This window comes from Sporosarcina sp. resist, from assembly GCF_014302295.1.
Lineage (GTDB): Bacteria > Bacillota > Bacilli > Bacillales_A > Planococcaceae > Sporosarcina > Sporosarcina psychrophila.
Genome location: NZ_CP060287.1, coordinates 4374415 through 4395218, shown reverse-complemented (window position 1 = coordinate 4395218; position 20804 = coordinate 4374415). Strand labels below are relative to the sequence as shown.

The 20804-nt window shown below is 44.3% G+C and carries 15 protein-coding genes; 14 read left to right on the top strand and 1 reads right to left on the bottom strand.

What is annotated here, in order from left to right; genetic code table 11:
• The first annotated feature begins 825 nt into the window (after nt 1-825).
• The 6 genes from H7992_RS20970 to H7992_RS20950 all read left to right on the top strand — a co-directional run bounded on the left by H7992_RS20970 (nt 826) and on the right by H7992_RS20950 (nt 8470).
• Entirely contained in the window at nt 826-1812 is a 987-nt protein-coding gene (locus H7992_RS20970) for a nuclease-related domain-containing protein (protein ID WP_187045906.1), read from the top strand.
• Between the two features lie 554 nt (nt 1813-2366).
• The gene (locus H7992_RS20965; RefSeq protein WP_187045905.1) at nt 2367-3971 is read left to right on the top strand and encodes a gamma-glutamyltransferase family protein; all 1605 of its coding nucleotides are present in this window, start codon (nt 2367-2369) and stop codon (nt 3969-3971) included.
• Nucleotides 3972-4188: 217 nt separating this feature from the next.
• A complete protein-coding gene (locus tag H7992_RS20960) occupies nt 4189-5115 on the top strand; it encodes a DMT family transporter (protein WP_187045904.1) in 927 nt (308 codons plus the stop codon).
• A 382-nt stretch (nt 5116-5497) separates the two neighbouring features.
• Complete coding sequence (locus tag H7992_RS20955; RefSeq protein WP_187045903.1) at nt 5498-6418, top strand: nuclease-related domain-containing protein; 921 nt, start codon at nt 5498-5500, stop codon at nt 6416-6418.
• Nucleotides 6419-6738: 320 nt separating this feature from the next.
• On the top strand, nt 6739-6828 hold the full coding sequence (locus tag H7992_RS24540) for a putative holin-like toxin (RefSeq protein ID WP_222617995.1): 90 nt from the start codon (nt 6739-6741) through the stop codon (nt 6826-6828).
• A gap of 445 nt (nt 6829-7273) precedes the next feature.
• Nucleotides 7274-8470, top strand: a complete 1197-nt coding sequence (locus H7992_RS20950; protein WP_187045902.1) for an aminotransferase class I/II-fold pyridoxal phosphate-dependent enzyme — start codon at nt 7274-7276, stop codon at nt 8468-8470.
• Between the two features lie 180 nt (nt 8471-8650).
• On the opposite strand, the gene H7992_RS24535 is transcribed toward H7992_RS20950, so the two are convergent.
• On the bottom strand, nt 8651-8758 hold the full coding sequence (locus tag H7992_RS24535) for a putative holin-like toxin (RefSeq protein ID WP_222617994.1): 108 nt from the start codon (nt 8756-8758) through the stop codon (nt 8651-8653).
• A gap of 251 nt (nt 8759-9009) precedes the next feature.
• Here H7992_RS24535 and H7992_RS20945 point away from each other — a divergent pair, with 251 nt between their 5' ends.
• The 8 genes from H7992_RS20945 to H7992_RS20910 all read left to right on the top strand — a co-directional run bounded on the left by H7992_RS20945 (nt 9010) and on the right by H7992_RS20910 (nt 20696).
• Nucleotides 9010-10086: a CAP and S-layer homology domain-containing protein gene (locus H7992_RS20945; protein WP_187045901.1), complete on the top strand. Its 1077-nt coding sequence runs from the start codon at nt 9010-9012 to the stop codon at nt 10084-10086.
• Between the two features lie 132 nt (nt 10087-10218).
• A complete protein-coding gene (locus H7992_RS20940; protein ID WP_187045900.1) occupies nt 10219-11415 on the top strand; it encodes a S41 family peptidase in 1197 nt (398 codons plus the stop codon).
• Nucleotides 11416-11583: 168 nt separating this feature from the next.
• Nucleotides 11584-12876, top strand: coding sequence for a nucleotide sugar dehydrogenase (locus tag H7992_RS20935; RefSeq protein WP_187048003.1), 1293 nt, complete (start codon nt 11584-11586; stop codon nt 12874-12876).
• Nucleotides 12873-13583, top strand: coding sequence for a WecB/TagA/CpsF family glycosyltransferase (locus tag H7992_RS20930; RefSeq protein ID WP_187045899.1), 711 nt, complete (start codon nt 12873-12875; stop codon nt 13581-13583). The genes H7992_RS20935 and H7992_RS20930 overlap by 4 nt, the downstream gene beginning before the upstream one ends.
• A 957-nt stretch (nt 13584-14540) precedes the next feature.
• Nucleotides 14541-18047, top strand: a complete 3507-nt coding sequence (locus H7992_RS20925; RefSeq protein WP_187045898.1) for an S-layer homology domain-containing protein — start codon at nt 14541-14543, stop codon at nt 18045-18047.
• Nucleotides 18048-18597: 550 nt separating this feature from the next.
• The gene (locus H7992_RS20920) at nt 18598-18816 is read left to right on the top strand and encodes a tyrosine-type recombinase/integrase (protein WP_187045897.1); all 219 of its coding nucleotides are present in this window, start codon (nt 18598-18600) and stop codon (nt 18814-18816) included.
• A gap of 50 nt (nt 18817-18866) precedes the next feature.
• Nucleotides 18867-19094, top strand: coding sequence for a lysozyme inhibitor LprI family protein (locus tag H7992_RS20915; protein ID WP_187045896.1), 228 nt, complete (start codon nt 18867-18869; stop codon nt 19092-19094).
• A 501-nt stretch (nt 19095-19595) separates the two neighbouring features.
• Nucleotides 19596-20696 (top strand): YARHG domain-containing protein, encoded by a 1101-nt coding sequence (locus H7992_RS20910; protein WP_187045895.1) that lies wholly within the window; start codon nt 19596-19598, stop codon nt 20694-20696.
• The last annotated feature ends 108 nt before the right edge of the window (nt 20697-20804 follow it).

Sequence of the window (20804 nt, the reverse complement as noted above, 5' to 3'; positions counted from 1 at the left end):
CAAACGATCATATCTCCCGCAGAACCGAGCATATCCCAAGGCAATCGATCATATCTCTCGCGTAACCAAGCATATCGCCAGGTAAACGATCATATCTCCCACAGCACCGAGCATATCCTCATGCAAACGATCATATCTCTCGCGCAACCGAGCATATCCTCGGGCAATCGATCATATCTCCCGCGCAACCGAGCATATCCTCAGGCAATCGATCATATCTCCCGTGCAACCGAGCATATCCTCAGGCAATCGATCATATCTCCCGCGCAACCGAGCATATCCAAAGCCAAGCAATCATATCTCCCGCGTAACCAAGCATATCCCCAGGCAAGCAATCATATCTCCCGCAGAACCGAGCATATCCCGGCGCGAGCAATCCAAAAATAATTAGAAAGGAAGCTTTTGGCCTCGGCCAAAAGCAGATTTAAGTCAAATGCATAGATCTAAAATCAATGCTCCCACCAAAGCGGGAAACCGATCATATATGATGTTGAACCAATCATATAACCTGTTCAACCAAGCATATACCTATGCTACCGATCATATCTCCAATTGAACCGGGCATAACCCTGAGCAACCAATCATAAACCCCACAGAACCGAGCATATCCTAAGCCCAACCAATCATATCCAGCACCCGACCAGCCAACGGTAAATCAATACACCGCCCACCAAAAAGAGCAAGTGCTCAAATCTCAAATATATACCCAAAAACCCTATCAAATATCAATCATGCCACTGTTTAACAAATACATAATTCGGCTTTGGCGAAAAGTATATAAAACCACCAAAAATTCTGATATCATTTTTAAGAGGTGATAAAAAATTGATTTATAAACAAAGATCAATGCCGAAAATACTAATTGGATTAAGTGCATTAATGCCCCGATTACAGCCGTCACATGCCGAAATGCTTAGAGTCAGAGAGGACTTTCGAATACGAAAAGCAGGCTATGGTGGGGAGCAACACTTTGACAAGCATCTACTAGAATTCAAACCCCATTATCCACACGCTATCTTGCACGACGTCTGCTTGAAACAGAACGGCGTTTATTTTCAGATGGATTCGGTACTTATTACGCCAGCTTTCATTCTTATTATCGAAGTGAAAAACATTGCTGGGAAAATTATCGTGAAATCAAACCCCACACAGTTCATCCAAGAATCCCCGACAGGTGAACGAAAAGTGTTGAGCAACCCCATCGCTGAGCTCAATCGCAAGCAATTATTTCTTAATGAATGGCTCAAGCAAAGGAAGATCGATATCCCGATTAGCGGACTTGTTACTTTCGCATTCACCAATGAGTTAATCTTCGAAAACGTTCCCGAAACTAAAATCACATTCACCAATGAAACTCCGACTTATTTGTATTCCTTATCCGTCGATAAAGAAATCATAAGCAAAGATACTATACAGAAATTAGCATTTGAATTAAGAAATAACCATCAAGAATATGATCCTTTCCCGTTAACCAAATTGATGAATATATCCCCAATTGATATTTTACCCGGAGTCATTTGTCCGGCATGCAACACTAGAGGAATGAAGTGGAAGCCTAGAAAATGGGCATGTCCGACGTGTAATCATACTGGACCTGAATATCATATTGCGGCGCTTGCAGATTGGAGATGTCTCATGGGCAACCGAATAACCAACAGGGAATTCAGGAGTTTCATGTTGCTAAATGACAGACAAGTAACAACGAGATTCCTTGCCCGATCCGGACTATCACACGAAGGAAAGGGGAAAGGTAGTTTTTATATCATGAATGAAAATACAAATAAGCATGAGTCGGCGCTTCATGAACTTTGAAGCGCTTTTCTACGAATAAAACTAGTAATCCGTCCAATGAAAACAACATTTAAACTAGTAACCAATCATAACTAGCGCCAAACCAAGCATATCCCCGGCCATGCAATCCTATCTCCCAAGCAACCGAGCATATCCCCAGCCAAGCAATCCTATCTCCCCTGCAACCAAGCATATCCCAAGCCAACCGAGCATATCCCCAGCCAAGCAATCATATCTCCCATACAACCGAGCATATCCCCAGCCAAGCAATCATATCTCCCCTGCAACCGAGCATATCCCCAGCCAAGCAATCATATCTCCCAAGCAACCGATCATATCCCCGGCCAAGCAATCATATCTCCCATACGACCGAGCAAATCCCATCCAACCAATCATATCTCCCAAACAACCGAGCATATCCCAAGTCAACCGATCATATCTCCCATCCAACCAATCATATCCCCACATCCTACACCCCACACCCCACACCCAAAAGAAACTTCGCCTCCCTAAACACCTCCATCTCCAGTATAATAAACTCACAGAACTATCCAACATCAAAGGGGGAACCACCAATGGACTACCTTTACAACCCAAATCCATCCATACGCCATACCGCCTTCGCGAAAAACGGCATGGTTGCAACCTCACAGCCACTCGCTGCACAAGCAGGCATTGAAATTATGCGCAGGGGAGGCAACGCAATCGATGCGGCAATCGCAACAGCTGCCGCACTTACCGTCGTCGAACCAACATCAAACGGTATCGGCGGCGACGCATTCGCACTCGTTTGGGTCAACAACAAATTGCACGGCCTCAACGCTTCCGGCCCGGCACCGCAATCTCTCACAATCGACGCCGTAAAAGCGCAAGGCCACGACAAAATGCCAGTCTATGGCTTGACGCCAATCACCGTCCCGGGCGTACCCGCAGCATGGGCGGAACTCGCACGCAAATTTGGCAATCTACCATTGAAAGAATCACTCGAACCAGCCATCCGCTATGCCGAAGAAGGCTATCCGCTCACACCGATTCTCGGTAAATACTGGAACGCTGCCTATAAAAAATACAGCACTTCATTCACAACAGAAGAATTCGACGCATGGTTCACCACATTCGCGCCCGACGGCAGAGCACCAGAAATCGGTGAACTTTGGAAATCACCAGATCACGCCGCCACCCTACAATCCATTGGGGAGTCGAATGCAGAATCCTTCTACACGGGAGAACTAGCCGACAAAATCGACACTTTCATGCAACAACACGGCGGCTTTCTCACAAAATCCGATCTGGCAAACTACCAGCCAGAATGGGTCGAACCCGTCTCAACAAACTACCGCGGCTACGACGTTCACGAAATTCCGCCAAATGGCCAAGGCATGATCGCACTCATGGCACTCAACATCCTCACGGAAATGAACAGCCCAGTTCCGCACGACACACAATCACTTCACGAACAAATTGAGTCTATGAAGCTCGCATTCACAGACGGACAAGCATTCATCACCGAACCAACTGATATGCCAATTAAACCCGAACACCTTCTATCCAAAACGTACGCACAACAACGCGCCGCCAAAATCACAGCAACCGCAACATGTCCAGAACCGTATGAACTTCCAAAAGGCGGCACAGTTTACCTGGCAACGGCAGATGGGGAAGGCAACATGGTATCCTTCATCCAGTCGAATTACATGGGCTTCGGCTCCGGTATCGTCATTCCCGGCACAGGAATCGCACTCCAAAACCGTGGCGCCGACTTCTCGCTAGACCCGAATCACCCAAATGCACTAAAACCGGGCAAACGAACATTTCACACCATCATCCCAGGCTTCCTAACAAAAAACGGACAAGCCATCGGGCCATTTGGTGTCATGGGCGGATACATGCAACCGCAAGGCCATTTCCAAGTAGCCATCAACACAATCGATTACACATTAAATCCACAAGCAGCTCTCGACGCACCGCGCTGGCAGTGGATAAAAGACAATCTAGTCCACGTCGAACCGGGCTTCCCGAACCATCTCGCCCAAGCACTGACAAGACTTGGTCACCAAATCCAGCCAACCCTCGACTCAGGCTCATTTGGTCGTGGCCAAATCATCTGGCGAAATCCTAAAACCGGCGTCCTATCAGGCGGCACCGAATCCCGAACCGACGGAGCAATCGCCGTCTGGTAAAATATTTCATCGAACCCGCATAAGAATTACTTAGGCGGCTACTACCACGCTTTAAAAGGTGTATACTTAAGCATCATCAAACCTGACACATAAGAAAAAACGTTGCTAAGTACCCAATAAACGTTGTTTACTTCTAGTGAAAAGTTGCCATCTTGCCCTGCAGTATTTCCAGCAACCAATCATCACCAAATCACCAACCAAAGGAGGGGACGGCCCCATGTGGAGAATCTACGCACTCCTCACTACCGCAATGCTTATCTGGGGATTTAACCTGCCACTCCTCAAATATCTGCTCATATATGTCGGACCAGTTACCATGACAACATTCCGTATCCTGCTCGCAGGCATCACGGTATTCATCATCCTGGCGGCGTTCAAAATGCTTCGTCTGCCGACAAAAAATGAATGGAAATACATCATAGGAGGCGCGATGCTCAATGTTGTCCTCCATCATTATTTCCTGAACATGGGACTTGTTCGCACGACCGGCACAAACGCGGGACTGATACTCGGAACAGGCCCCGTCCTAACGGCGATCTCCGTCGCACTTATCATGCGGAATTACCCGTCTAAAGTGCAATGGCTTGGTTTCTTAGTCGGCCTAGGCGGCGTCAGCTCCGTCGTTTTAGCAGGCGGAGGAATTGGCGGTCTCGCGCTCGGTGATAGCTTCATTTTCATTTCAATCGCCGCTCAAGTATTATCATTCCTAGTCATCGCAAAAGCAGCAAAAACACTGGATCCACGTATCATGACCGCTTATATGATGGTAGTCGGCAGCGCGGTACTACTCATCATTAGCCTGATTCAAGAACCCGGTGAAATCAAAGCATTTGCCACCGTACCACCCATGTTTTGGCTCGGTTTCGCAGCAAGCGCCATCATCGGCACAGCTGTCGGACACATGCTCTACAACTACGCAGTCGGAAAAGTCGGCCCAGCCAAAGCCGCCATCTTCATCAACTTCAACACCATGTTCTCCCTAATCGGCTCAGCACTATTCCTTGGCGAAATCATCACCTATCGCCATCTCATCGGCCTAGCCCTCATCATTGCCGGCGTTATACTAGGATCCGGCGCCGCAGAAGATCTATGGAAAAAACGTCGTGCACACAAAGTTGAGCAGATTGATAAAAACGTTGTCTAGTCTACTAAACCCGCCGTTTACATTCTAGATTAAGAGACCTTTCTTTTGAATAAACAATCACCACCCAATCAGCCATCCGGACCACCGGATGGCTTCCTTTATGCCCTTCAACTCTAAAAGTAGAAGTCAAAAGCTAATTAGAAAAGGGCAGTCCCGAATAAAATAAAGAAGTTCACAACGTATCAAACAAACTAAACAACACATCCCAAAAAGTAAGCAACATAACAACTAAACCAAACAAACACTCCCGCCAAGCCCCTTGCCACCTCACCCAAAACCTGCTATTCTACCACTGAACAAAGAATATTCAGACCACCGAAAGGAGTGAATCCCTATCTACACAAAACGCCAACCGCCGGACGATCTCATACCCCTGAAACGATTGCTCGCCCGGCTACCTGACAATCACCAGCAGTACAAAACAATCAGCAACAAACTATACCAGACGAAATCCGGCTATTCCGGCGAACTTAAAGTCGACCGTATTCTCAATGAAATCGACTTCCCCAAAGGTTCCGCCATCATGAAAAACATAACCGTGGACATCAACCCCAATTTCCGCGTCCAGCTAGACACTCTAATCCTAACCCCAAAACGCGCAATCCTATTGGAAATCAAAAATTACGCTGGCACCGTCCTGTTCGACGAAGCATCCGGAAAAACTACCAAAATCTCTGGCGACGGCGCAATCGAAAAATTCGACTGCATCATTCATCAGCTAGACCGCGCTACGTACGCCGTCGAAAAATGGCTCAACCAAAAACAAATCGAATTACCCGTAGAACCAATCCTAGTAATGGCAAATCAGCGGACGGAAATCCCCAAAATGCCCTTATCCACACCGCTCAAATTCGCGAAACAGCTACCCAGATATATCCGAGGACTCCCGGACATTCCAGACGAACTCACGCCGCGCCAACGCGCAACAATTGCCAACCAACTTTACACAAACCAAGTCAAATGGAAACGAATTCCCGCTAGCGAAAAACACAACATCTCACCAATCGAGTTAAAAAAAGGTGTCCTTTGTCCCGACTGTAACGCCATCATGCCAAGAACCCAAGGCCGCACATGGATTTGCAACCCTTGCGGAAAACCCAACAAAGGTGCACTCGAACAAGCCATCGCCGACTGGTACCTGCTCATCAGCCCAACACTCACAAACAAACAGCTCCGCCAATTTCTCAAATTAAACTCAAAATCCGCCGCCAGCATCATATTCCGTCAGCTGCGACTCAACCGAAAAGGCACACCACCAGCAACCATCTACACCTGGGACTACAAATTTCCCATGCATAAATAACAACAAAAAAAAGCCGCCCTCTCCACCGGGCGGCTACCTTTATATACAAATCAAACCCAAAACTCCACAACGTAACCAAGAAAGTAAACAACGCCCCCCGCCAAACTAAACAACATTCCCGTCCAACAAGACAACATCAAACGAAAACTAAACAACGCTCTCGAAAAACTAAGAAACGTCCTCCAAATGCCGAAAGGGAAGTCCAATAAAAGATAAAATACAATAGCGATTCAAGAACATACGTATGGTACAATGAAAGAACAATAGAATAGGTAACTCAAGGGTGGTCAGCCCACTCCCGTATGAAAGGGGGGGTGCCAATGTCAGTATTCGAGGCGCTAATGTTCGCAGTAGCTTTTGCAACATTAATCGTGTTAATACTCTCATTTGACCATAAAAATAAAAAATAACCCATCCTTGAGTTAGAGGCTCAGATGGGTTACTACTCCAGATGGGCTGATCCCCTTATAGGGAACCTAGCTATTGCTGACCGTTTGACGCTCGACACGTCAAGCGGTCCTTTTTATTCTTTACTAGATCTATTCTCAATATACAGTATGCTACAGAAGACTTCAAGAACCAGAACCAAGAAATAACTTGAAAAGCAGAAGAAAGGGAAGTCTTTAGCGGGCAAAAAGACGGTTGAAAAAAGTCTTGGCCAATCAAATCCAAGAGTTCACAACGAATCAAACAAACATCACAACACTCCGATCCAACTAAACAACATCCCGCCGAAACATCACAACATTCCCAACCAACTAAACAACACCCCCTCAACACCAAACCACACCCCAAAAATCTTCCCCCCATATCCCGCATATACTACTACCCACCAATCAAAAAGGGGGAACCACCATGTCACTCACCATCAACCCGCGCGTCCAACAAATAGAACCATCCGGCATCCGCAAAATCTCAAACCAGCTCATAAATTACCCCGATGCCATCAACCTAACCATCGGCCAACCAGACTTCCCAACACCCGAACCCATCAAAAAAGCCGCCCACAAAGCAATCGACGACAACAAAACTACCTACTCACACAACGCCGGTCTCCTCGAACTCCGGCAAGTCGTATCCACCTTCTTCACCAATAAATACAGCTTCACCTACAACCCACAAACCGAAATCATCATCACAACCGGCGCCAGCCAAGCAATGGACACTGTATTCCGCACGATTCTCGATAATGGAGACGAGGTCATCGTACCCGCACCCATCTACACCGGCTACGAACCGCTCATCACACTCGCCGGCGCCACACCCATCTATCTCGACACAACAACAACCAACTTCATCCCAGACCCAACCCAACTCGAACAACTCATCTCACCCAAAACAAAAGCAATCGTCTTCAACTATCCATCCAATCCAACCGGCGTCACCATCCCACGCGAAACGATGGACGAACTCGCCGCAACACTCGCCAAACACGACATCTTCATCATCTCAGACGAAATCTACAGCGAAAACACCTACCAAGAGGAACATCGCTCATTCGCTGAGTACCCCGAACTAAAAGACAAACTATTCCTCATCCACGGCCTGTCCAAATCCCATTCCATGACAGGCTGGCGCATCGGTTTCCTGCTCGCCGCCGAAAAATGGATGCAACAAGCCGTCAAAGTGCACGCCTATAACACCATCTGCGCAGGCGTCCCATCCCAACACGCAGCTATCTGCGCACTAACCGAATGCCAACACACGCCTTCGGCAATGAACCCGGACTATATCCTACGCCGCGACTACATCTACACCCGGCTCACCAACATGGGCCTTCCGACAGTCAAACCGGGTGGCGCATTCTACATCTTTCCTTCTATTAAAGAGTTCAACCTAACATCCGAACAATTCGCCCACACGTTGCTCGATGAAGCCCGAATCGCCGTCGTACCAGGCACCGCCTTCACAGCATTCGGGGAAGGTCACATCCGAATTTCCTACGCCTACGCATTCGACCAACTCGAAATCGCCATGGACCGACTCGAAACCTGGATAACCAACTGGCGCAACAAAGAACGCCACATAGTTCCAAATCCACCGTTATTGTAATCAATAAAAAGTACCATTCTTGAAACAATCACCGAATAAAGGTATAATGTCTTTAGAAACGCATAACATAAAAAAAGACCGAGTGCGCTAACACTCGGCCTAGCAACTGCAAACCGCAAGAAGAGCGGTTGATCCGGTTTTAGACAGAAATAACCGTCATACCTTATCAGCGGGGGACGGTTATTTCTTTTTTACGAAGAAAATGATCAATGTGACTACAATTGTAAAGGCTGCTAACATTACAGTGCAAAGCTGAATTAGCAAATTTATCGATTCGTAAGTCGACATTGGCATCACCTCCATTCTCATGGAAGTGACCAACCGCCCACACTTCATATGCAATTACCAACTCTATCATAACACAAAAAGAACGTTTGTTCTATCCTGCGACAACAAAAATCCATCAATCGATTACTAAGAAATCAATAAAAACAAGCCCCTCGCCACCAGCAAGGGGCTTTAAACTTTTTCAACCAAACAACAAACCTCTCAATACCCCCGCAAAACATAGTATAATCATAGAAAAAGGAGGCACTACCATGAAAAAACACATCCCAACCCTACTACTCTCAGCAACTCTACTTATCGCATACCAACCAGCTGCACAAGCTGCCACATTTACTGACGTGCCAACCGCACACTGGGCACACAAAGCAATTGACACAATCTCCACTCGCGGCCTCATCAACGGCTACCCGGACGGAACTTACCGCCTCAACGAACCTGTCACTCGGGCCCAAGCCGCAAAAGTCGTCGCGCTCGCCATCAACGCCAAACCGACAGCTGCATTCAAACCGAGTTTCCAAGACGTCAGCCCAGCCCATGGCGCATACGACCACATCCGCGCACTCACCGAACGTGGCATCTTCACGGCCGGGGACAAATTCCACCCGAACGAGCCACTCACACGTGCGCAAATGGCCAAAATACTGACACTGGGCTATAAAATAATCGTCGACGACAATGACCTTATCAAATTCCAAGATGTCATTAAGCTCAACCAAAACTACGGCTATATCACGACACTCGCCGAACTCGGCATCACAACCACACCGCCAGGCGGTATGTACAAGCCAAACGATATCGTCACCCGTGCACATATGGCGGCCTTCATCGATCGCACCACCAAATTCGAAATTGAGCGTGAAAAAGGCGTCATCTACTATGACAAAGCCCGCAGCATGTATATGGACAAATCCAAGCCCGATCCAATACCGCCAGTAATAGACGATCAAGACAACGCCCTCAAAACCGTTGAACTTGTCAATAAACAGCGCAAACAGCTAGGCGTAAAAGAACTCATTCTCGACGCTGACCTCTCTGCAATCGCTAAAGCCAAAGCACAAGACATGGCGAAAAATAACTACTTCGACCACAAGTCACCAACATATGGCACTGTTGATGAAATGCTGAAAAAATTCAACTACAAATGGACCGCATACGGTGAAAATATCGCAAGAGGCTACATCGCACCCGAATCCGTCGTCAAAGAATGGATGATCTCGCCAACTCACCGCGCCAATATCGCAAACAACAACTTCACACACGTCGGAACTGGTTATGCAACCGACGCCAAAGGAAAACCGTACTGGGTCCAACTCTATACGCAAAAATAAAAACACACATAACCAAACAACATTTCCACCAAACTAAACAACAAAATACCAAATCCACCCATCTTACAAACTTCAAAACTGGGTATAGGTTATAATATAAAAGAACATACCCGTGAAAGGGGACTCACCAAATTGAAAAAAATCCAAACAGCATTCATCGCCATCATAACCCTGTTCCTATTTACACCAATCGCCCAAGCAAGTACACTCGACGACGTCAAATTCTTCGTCGAGACCTACTACTATGGTGACGTCCCTAAAAACCTCAACACTATGAAAAACTTAGACGAAATCGTCAACTCACTCGACGAATACTCGCGCTACATGTCCGCTAAGGAATACCGTACCTATCTATCAGCCGTTGCTGTGGATGAACACCAACCATCGTCAATCCCAAACGTAGCTGCAACAACATCGACTAAATCACCAGCAGCACCAGAGCACCCAATCACATCATCCATGCTCTACGGCAACATCGGTTACATAAAAATCGCCACGTTTTCCGCCGACCTGGGCAAGCAAGTGGAAGCACACTGGACGAAACTCAAAAAAAATGGAGCAACCGGACTCATCGTCGACCTGCGCTATAACGGCGGTGGCTACGTCGACAGCGCCGAACAGCTTCTCGGCTTTTACCAAGGCGTTACCAACGCTTACTACCTATCTACACGCGAAGGCAACAAAATGATTAAACCGATACCAACCAAAACGAAATTCCCGAAACAATCCTATGTGCTCGTCAATCGCTATTCTGCATCTGCATCTGAAATCGTCGCAGCGTCCCTCATCGATCAGCAAGCCGCTACAATCGTAGGCGAAACGACGAAAGGGAAGGGCAGTGTCCAATCCTTCTTCGAATTCAATGACGGTAGTGCACTCAAACTGACAATCGGGCACTTCAAAGGACCGGGAGGAACGCTTGTCCATAAAAAGGGTATTCAACCTTCTATCAAAACCGAATCGAACAAAGAACTGTTAGACATCCATCAGCGGCTCCTCAACGAGTCATTCAGCAACAAGCACTACAAAAAAATCGACAATCTCGACAATGTACCAACGACTAAAAAAATGACTATCCAATTTACCCAGCCAATGAACTTTAACAACGCACAGACGTCCAATAATATAGAACTAGTTAAAGTAGGCAGCGTAGCCGTCCCAATCACCATCAACCAAAAGGCCAACAACACAATTGAAATTGTTCCTAACAAAAACCTGCAACCCGGCGCTTCCTATGAACTCATCATCCACCCGGGCTTAAAAAACACCAACGGCCGAACGGTTAAACAAGGCACATACGTCCCAATCACCGTCAAAAGCGCCAGTTGATGTACGTAGCGCCTAGCAACCTAAACACCGAATGTGTTATAATCAACGAGCTGTCCGGTGCCAGTTACTGACACCATTTAGCACATTCAAATTGTGGCAGCAGCTATCTCCACATTGAATCGCCATCAAGAACTCCTAGAAAAGAGGAAAATTACTATGAAATCCACTATGAATAAAAATATATGTGTCATTGGACTAGGCTACATAGGCCTACCAACAGCAGTAATGTTCGCCAACAGTGGCGTCCGCGTACACGGCATGGACGTTAACGAAAAAGCAGTGAACATGATCGCAAACAAACAACTTCATATAGAAGAGAACGGACTTCAAGAGCGTCTGGAAGATGCAATCGACAAAGGTTTATTCACGGTTTCAACACAACCTGTTGAAGCAGACGTCTACATCGTGGCAGTCCCATCACCAATCAACCCGGACAACACAGCAAACTTGGAGTACATCCGTAAAGCAACAGCATCAATCGTTCCTTACCTAAAAAAAGGGGCACTGGTCATTCTCGAATCAACTGTGCCACCAAAAACAGTAGAAAACGTCATGTTGCCTGAGCTTCGCAAGTCAAACCTAGAACTAGGCGTCGATCTATTCGTTTCACACTCACCAGAGCGCGTCATTCCAGGCAAGATCTTCGAAGAACTCATTAACAACGACCGTATCGTCGGCGGCATTACGCCTGAATCCGCTGAAATGACAAAAGAGCTCTACCAAACATTCGTCCAAGGGGAAATCCACCTAACTGACGCAACAACAGCGGAACTCGTCAAAGTAATGGAAAACACCTACCGTGACGTTAACATCGCATTTGCCAATGAACTCGCAAAAATCGCTGAAACAATTGACGTCGACATATGGGAAGCTATCCGTTTTGCCAACTTCCACCCGCGCGTTAACATCCATACACCAGGACCTGGTGTAGGCGGACATTGTATCGCAGTCGATCCATGGTTCTTGGTCGAATTAAGCCCGGAAAACTCGGACATCATTAAGAAATCACGGCTAACGAACAATGGCATGCCGAAATTCACAGCGCAAAAAGCAAAAGCACTTCTCGAACAGCATGGCATTCAGGGCGGTAACGTTGCAGTACTCGGTCTTGCATTCAAAGCCGACGTTGACGATCTACGAGAAAGCCCTTCGACGGAAGTTATTAAAGAACTACAAAACTTGAATCTACAAGTAACGTCATTTGATCCACATATCAAAGAACTTCAACACCCGACCCAACGCGCATCACTAGGCGAAGCGCTTCAAGACGTCGACCTAATTATCCTGACGACGGATCATACGGAATTTAAAAACCTTAATCCGGAAACAGTGAACACTGGCGACACCAAGCCACTCGTACTTGATACGAAAAACGCACTCAACCGAGACAAGTGGGAACAAGCCGGATTCCGTTTCTTTAAGCTCGGCGATGGCAAGAACAAAGGACTTACTTCTATATGAAAGAGACCATTCTTGGCGTTCAAGTCAACACCGAAAACTACGACGAGTTAATACCGAAAGTCTTCCGCAACATCGAAGACAAGAAGAAATCTCTCGTCGTAGCCATCAATCCGGAAAAGCTTATGAAAGCAAAAGAAGACCCGGGACTAAAAGCGCTTCTTAACAGAGCCGAGTTCCAAATCCCGGACGGCATTGGCGTTATCATTGCGTCTAAATTAAAAAAGGGCAGTATCTCGTCACGCATTACTGGAATTGACATGATGGACCGCATCGTTAGGGAAGCAGCACGTACTGGACGTACAGTTTTCCTGTACGGTGCGAAACCAGGTGTTGCTAATAAGGCGGCTCAACAACTAAAACAAACCTATCCAGATCTCAATGTGGCAGGAACACAGGATGGCTATGAATCAGACACTAGTAAAGTCTTAGAAACTATCAATAAGGCAAAGCCCGATATCCTATTCGTTGCGATGGGTTCTCCAAAACAAGAGCAATGGATTGAACAACATCGGGACAACCTATACCCAACGTTGTATCAAGGCGTTGGTGGTTCATTCGACGTCCTTGCAGGTAACGTTAAGCGAGCACCCGCCGCATTTCAAAAAATGGGTGCGGAGTGGTTGTATCGTCTACTAAAAGAACCAAGTCGACTTAAAAGGCAAATGAATCTGCCAAAATTCTTATTTGAAGTTTTCACACAAAAATAAGGTTGACACTCTTGTATTCCGGTAAAAGTGGTGCTAGAATACTAAAGTGTAAGGATAATTTCCTCTATAAAATATATAACAAACGCCATGCAGATCGAAATTTGGTTGGTTGACCACACAAAAAGACTCGAACAGTTCCCATCTGTTCGAGTTTTTTTGTGTTAAAAAGCGAAAGGCGCCGCCTAGATGCGGCAGGCATAAGACAGAACAACGCCGCGGCGCACTTTGCCGCAGAGTAGGGCTGACTTTATGACCCGAGCATCTGACGCCTGAAGCCTAGATATACCCGAAAGGTGGAAGCACCTGCTCAGCCCCAACAAGCGCTGGATGTTTTGAAATCAATGGTGCTTTTTGCCATTGATTCAAAACTGAAGCGATTCGAGGGGCTAGGCGCTAGAACTAGCCAATACCGAAAAGCGAAAGGCCTCGATAAGCAAGCCCCCGGGTGCCAGTTACTGACATAACTCACGATCTTCGAATTGTGGTAGCAGCTGGAACCCGAAGTAATGAATAACAATCCTCCCAATTTGGAAAGAAAACCATTTTCCGCCATAAATTCAAAACAGATGAAAATAAAAGAATTCGATGTTTATGTTGACCAAGAAAACTCTATAATTCCCACTTAAACACGCATAGGTAAGGCGAAAAGACTGGAGATCGCGCAAGGAATTCCAAATACATAATCAGCAGTAACTAGACACTAACAATTGAAATCGTTCTGTAACTTTAAACCAAAAGTCGTAAAATACTTGATATATATCAGATATGCGATAGAATGGTAGAAGCGGCTCAGGAATCTAGTAATGTTTCCAAAGGGATTTACTATATTACTAACTTGTAATTGACATCCTTGTCGTAATTATCTATACTTTAATCTGTAATGACTTCTATCTTTCATTTTGCCGTGGAAGTAGTTGACACAAATTTATTTTCTATCTAAGAGGAGGAAATTATTCAATGGCTAACCAACCATCTAAGTACAGCAAATTTTTAGTAGGGGCTGCATCAGCAGCACTAGTAGCATCCGCAGTAGCACCAGTAGCAAGCGCGGCAGATTTTAAAGATACGAAAGGTAACACGCACGAAGAAGCGATCAACGCTCTTTCTGATTCAGGTGTTATCAAAGGCTATTCAGACGGTACATTCCTACCAAACAAAACGTTGACTCGTTCTGACGTTGTTAAAATGATGGGTAAATGGCTTGTAACTGAAGGACACGCAATTCCTGCAGATGCAAGAACTAACCCACGCTTCACTGACTTGTCAACAAAATCTAACGCAGAACTTCTTGACTATGCTGCAGTTGTTAAAGATGCAGGCGTATTCATCGGATCTAACGGTAAACTTCTAGCAGTTGATAACATCACTCGTGAAAACATGGCACTAGTTCTTGTTCGCGCATTTGATACTGTTGAAAAAATCGACTTGGCTACATACGTAGCTGGACAAGATTTCAAGCGTGATGTAAAAGATCTTACATCTGCAAAATCTGAAGCACGTGCTGCTATTGACGTTCTTGATTTCTTCGACATCACGAACCCAACAGTTGCTAGCTTCAATCCAAAAGGCAACACAACTCGTGGACACTTTGCTACATTCCTACACAAAACAATTAACGCAGACTTCTCTAAAGTAGCTGGCGAAGCAGCAGAAGGCGTTGTATCAGTTAAGGCTGTTAACGCTACTACTGTTGAAGTAGCTTTCAAAGAAGACGCTAAAGATGTTAACGCTAGCGATTACACAATCGAAGGTCTAGCAATCTCTAACGCTGCTGTTAAACAAACAGATAGCAAAGTTGTAGTTCTTACAACTGCTGTTCAAACAGGAGACAAAGAGTACACGCTTAAATCAGGTGCTTCTACACTTGGTAAATTCAAAGGAATCTCAGGTGTTATTCCAACTAAGATCACTATTAACACAGCATCAGTACAAGGTGTAGTTGGTAAAGAAGTAACACTTAAAGCTGATATCGGTGTTAAAGAAGCAGGCGTTCCTGTAACATTCAACGTATCAGCTGGTTCTAAATTGAACAAAGATCACATTGAAGAAGTAACAACGGATGCTAACGGAGTTGCTACTTATTCTTACACGCAATACGTTTCTGGTGAACAAGATGACGTAGTTGCATACCCAACTGGCGCACCATCTGTTCGTAGTCTAGCTACTGTATACTGGGGAGTTGACGCAATCCTTGCAGTTACTGCACAAGATGACAAACAAGGTAACAATGTAGCAAACGGAGCAAATAAAGTATACAAAGTTACGTACAAAAACCCTAAAACTGGAACTCCAGTTGCTAACCAAAAAATGCATGTAACATTCGTTGAAAACGTAGGTGTCAATATTGACAAAATGTCTAAAGCGACTGTAAACGGTACAAACCCAATGCAATTGGCAAATGGAACTACACCAGTTACTGCTGAAGTTGTAACAGATAGCAAAGGTGAAGCAACATTCACTGTATCTGGACACAACACAACAGTTACACCGGTTGTATTCTTAAACCAAGTTGTTAACAATGTAGACGTGAAAACGTTTGAAGCAACTAAACTTCAAGCACAAGTAGCTGAAAAAGTTGTGTTTGGGGCAACTCAATCAGATTACGTAATCGATGTTACTCGTGATGGTGGCGAAGAAGCAGCGGTTAACGTTGATAACGGTCGCGAATACAAAGTCGTTTTGAAAACTAAAGACGGTAAAGTTGCTGCGAATGAAATCATCAACCTTGCATTCAATGAGGATCTTGATCGCAACTTCAATACGAATACAGAAGCATATTTCGTTGATGAAGATGGAATTAAAGTTCCTGACGCAAGAACAAAGTCTTACACTGTGAAAACAGACGCTAAGGGTGAAGCTACATTCACAATTGGTAGCGATACAGTAAAAGACTATGCAACTCCAATCGCTTGGATTGACATCAACACTTCTAATGCTAAAGAAGGTAAATTTGACGACGGCGAACCATTCAAAGTCTCTTCAATTTCTTACTTTGCAGAATCGAAACTTACAGAAGGTACTGTAAAAGCTTATAACAATGCTGTTAGCACAACAAAAACTATTAAAGAAATTACAGGTCTTGAAACAGCTACATTCAAATTTACTGCTGCAAACCAAAGCGGTAAAGCAATGAATCTACCATCTGGTTACAATAACATCGAAGCTACATTTACAGTATTCAATGATGGCGCTAACGATATTATTGTAAACGGTACTAATGTTGTATCACCAAACCGTAGCTATACAACAAGTAAAACTACTGAAGCTGTACCGACAATTACAGTTAGCTCTGAAAACAAATCATCTAAAGTTCGTGTGGTAGCAAACGGAACAGCGGTTCCAGCAGCAAATACTAACAACCGTCCAATCAACCTTGGAAGCCACACAGCTGAAGTTAAAATTACATCTACTGTAGATGTTGGTGATTTCTATACTGGTTTAGTAACAGGAATCAACACTACAGATCAAAAAATTCAATTTGCTGGAAAAGACTTTGTTAGCTACAAAGGAGCAACTTTCACAGCTGCAAATGGAAATGCGCTTACTCAAGTTGCATTTGAGAAACATATTCAAGACGAATTCGCAGCAGGCTTCGTTTCTCAAGTTACACTTAAGAAAGATGGAGACAAAATAACTGTTTCTATCATTAAAGATGGTGTAACTGCTCCGCCGGTTGTGCAAAATCAAACTGATGTAACAGCGGCTGTTTCTTCTGTAGTGATTCCTGCTACAGCTCAACAAGGTACTACAATCACATTACCAACGACTCATGCTAATGGAACTGCTATTGCTTGGGCATCAAACAGCGCACTTCTACCTGTTAGTACTGGTGTAGTTGGAACAATTACAGCAGATGAAAATGCAGTTTTAACAGCTACTTTCACTAAAGGTACTGGTGCTGATGCAGTAACAGTTACTAAAAAATATACTGTTAAATTAACACCTGTTGTAGTTGCGGACGTTACTAAAGGACAGCTTTTAGTTAAAGCTAATGATGCTGACGCTTTAATAGTTGCTGACGAACATACAGCAACAACTACAAGCAAGTTGCAAGACGCTGTTAATGAAGCACGGGCTTTACTTGCAGGCTCTGCAACAACAGCTGAGATTAATAAAGCTGCAAAAGATTTAGATTCAGCAACAGCAGCATTGAAATCGGCAGTAACTGCAAATGCAGCTGGTCTAGTGTTTACATTCACTCCAGTTGTAGCAGCGGCAAATGTTGATTTAACTGCTTTAAATGCAACAGCAACAGTAGCAATTGCTCTTACTCCAGCTGAAACATCAGCTGCGGTGACTATTGTTGGAAATACAGCAACTATAGCAACACCAGTTGCTACACCAGCAACTGGCGACACTATTACATTAGCTGGTACTGTTAATGGCGTGGCTACAACATTAGTATTAACTTATAATGGAGTTTCATCAGCTTGGGAATTAGCTGCTCCAGTTGTAATTAAATAAGTTAGTATACTAGGTTCCAGGTCGATCCTAAACATCCCGGTGCCAGTCACTCACACAACTCAGAGACAATTCTGACGGCTGAGTATGACACCAAAGAAAATAGCCCCTTGATCGAGCAATCGATTGAGGGGCTATTTCTGTTTTTGTATGGATGGTTAACTACTCTTTAGCTGTACAGTCACTCACACAATCACTCTTACAAAATTTTTAACTCTTCTAGTATTACTAATGGAACGCCTAAGTAGCTGCTATATTAACAGCTTTTCAAGTATATATTATCAACCTAATTAAAATCATAAGAGCCTTACTTCCTAAATGGAGGTAGGGCTTATTTTACTTTCAATAGAAGATAAGTGTGACCATGTACAAACAGCAAGTAGAACAAATCGAACTACTAACGGTAAATAAAATTAAAGTTTAGCAATATATGTTGGAAGTATATTTCAATGACAATCAGCCCATGCCGAAATTCATTGATAAGGAGGATCTTGCAAAAACGCGCTATATGAGTGCGAGAATCACTTGAAAGCCTATCTTGACAGCAGGTAGGATGACATACCTGCTGTATTTGTGGGGTCGGATTGCGAATACAAAAGCCGGTAAATTAACCATCCAGTGCTGGTTTAAATCGTATGCGGAACAGCTTGGAATCCGACTGACACCACATACGCTAAGGCATACATTCGCATCCCATCTTGCCAATAAGGGGATGCCACTCGAATGTATCCAAACCCTGCTCGACTATGAGGAACTGCGGCAAACGCAATAATACGCCAGGCTCTACGAACATGCCTGGAAATCCGCCTATGATGAATGGATGTGAATTTCGGGAAGCGGGCACTATCAGCTAAAATACAATTAACCGCAACGGAGATGGATAATTTGCGTATCGAGCAGCGTAAGTGGATCACATATCGTGACAGTACGGCAAGTAAGAATAGCGCAGAATTTACGCGCGGATCATTTGAGTCCGTTCTATACATCGAGACGCAAGGGGCTTTAGCAAAAGAAAGGTGTTATGAAATTGTGAATTTTTATATGCAGTAGTTTTTTGCATGGCTGTGTGCCAAGACATCGTCTTTCGTCAATATTTATCGAGCGTATTATCGGGGTGCTAGGCATTCACACAACTCAGTGGAGCGTATTGCTACAGCGGATTGTCGGTTGAACAAAATGAACACTATAATTTTTGGGTGCCAATTTTTAGCGCGACTCACACAACTAGTCGCTGGTCGGTTTCTGCAGATTGTTTACACTCGGTTAAAGGAAAGGCTACTATGTTCGATTTTAAAGTTTAATGTATCTGGAAAAGGTTCGAACTTAGTGATGCATAATGATTACTTTATGGTATAATTAGGGACATGTGTTGGTACATAGTGGTAGTCAACTACACGGATTTGATTGATTAGATAAAACAGCTCATTCAGTGAAGATGTGATGAAGGTATATGTTAATAAAGAATTTATTTTCCTTGTCGGTCATTACCTAAGTAATTTTTATTAACGGAGCTAATTTTTGAAAATATTTTAATTATGACGGGGGAAGTCTATGAATAAGTGCAAAGAATGCGGGGAAAACCACGCTATAGATACTTCATTTTGTTTGAATTGCGGGAGCTCATTAACAATTACTGATGCCCCGAAAAGAAAGCCGAATCGAGGACAGAAAAAGAAAATTGGCATCTTTGCAAGTGTAGCCATTCTGTTATTGCTGGCTGTTGCCGGATATCAAGGATTAAAGCAAAAGCATGGCGAAGAAGCTGTAATAGATAGATTTTTAACAGCACTTAGCCAAAAGGATGAACGTACTCTCAAAGAGCTTATTGTTCCTAGTGATCCTCGAATAAAAATAACCCATGACAGTTTAATTGCATTGTTTGATTTACTAGATCAGAATCCATCTGCATTCCAAGAAATTAAACAATCTATTTCTAATGATTCCTTAACGAATACACTATTTACTATGTATAAGAAGGGGAAAGTGTATGGACTGGTAACACGTTATGTCATTGATCCGAGTGGATATACCATTGTGGCATCGGCTGCGGGAGATAAAACGATAATCTTTTTAAATGATCAAGAACTAGGATATATAGAAAAAGCGGGTGACACGAATGAATACGGTCCCTTCTTACCAGGTGTATACCAGTTGAGGACAATCACAATGGTTGGGAACGAAAAAGTGGAGGACGAAGTAAAGTTGATACTTTCAGGCGCACAGACTAAGAAAACATTGGAGTTCGTAAAAGCAGAGGATAGTAAACAACTACTACAACTAGCGGCAGCCCAGAAAAAGAAGGATGAAGAGAAAAAACAAACTGATGAAAAGAACAAAGAACAGCAAGCATCCCAAAAGGTCGTTATAAAGGAAGTAATACGGGAAGTTCCAGTAGGTGGCATGTATAACTATTATATAATTCCATCTAGTGATTACTATACCCTATCAGATTCGGATCTTAATGGACTTTCAAAGAGTAATTTACGTATAGCTAGAAACGAAATTTACGCCCGCCATGGATTTGTTTTTGATTCGGCAGATCTGCAAAACTACTTTAATAATCAAGCCTGGTACTATCCAAACTCGTCTTACAAAGGAATACTCTCCGCAGTCGAAAAACATAATGTTGATTTGATTAAGTCATTTGAGTAATTAGTTCGGATGCACTGCATTATTAAGACAATTTACTTCTGTTGATGGGGGATAGGTGTTGAATGGAAAATAGTCCTTTGATCGAAACTTCAGGTACCAGTGCACGAT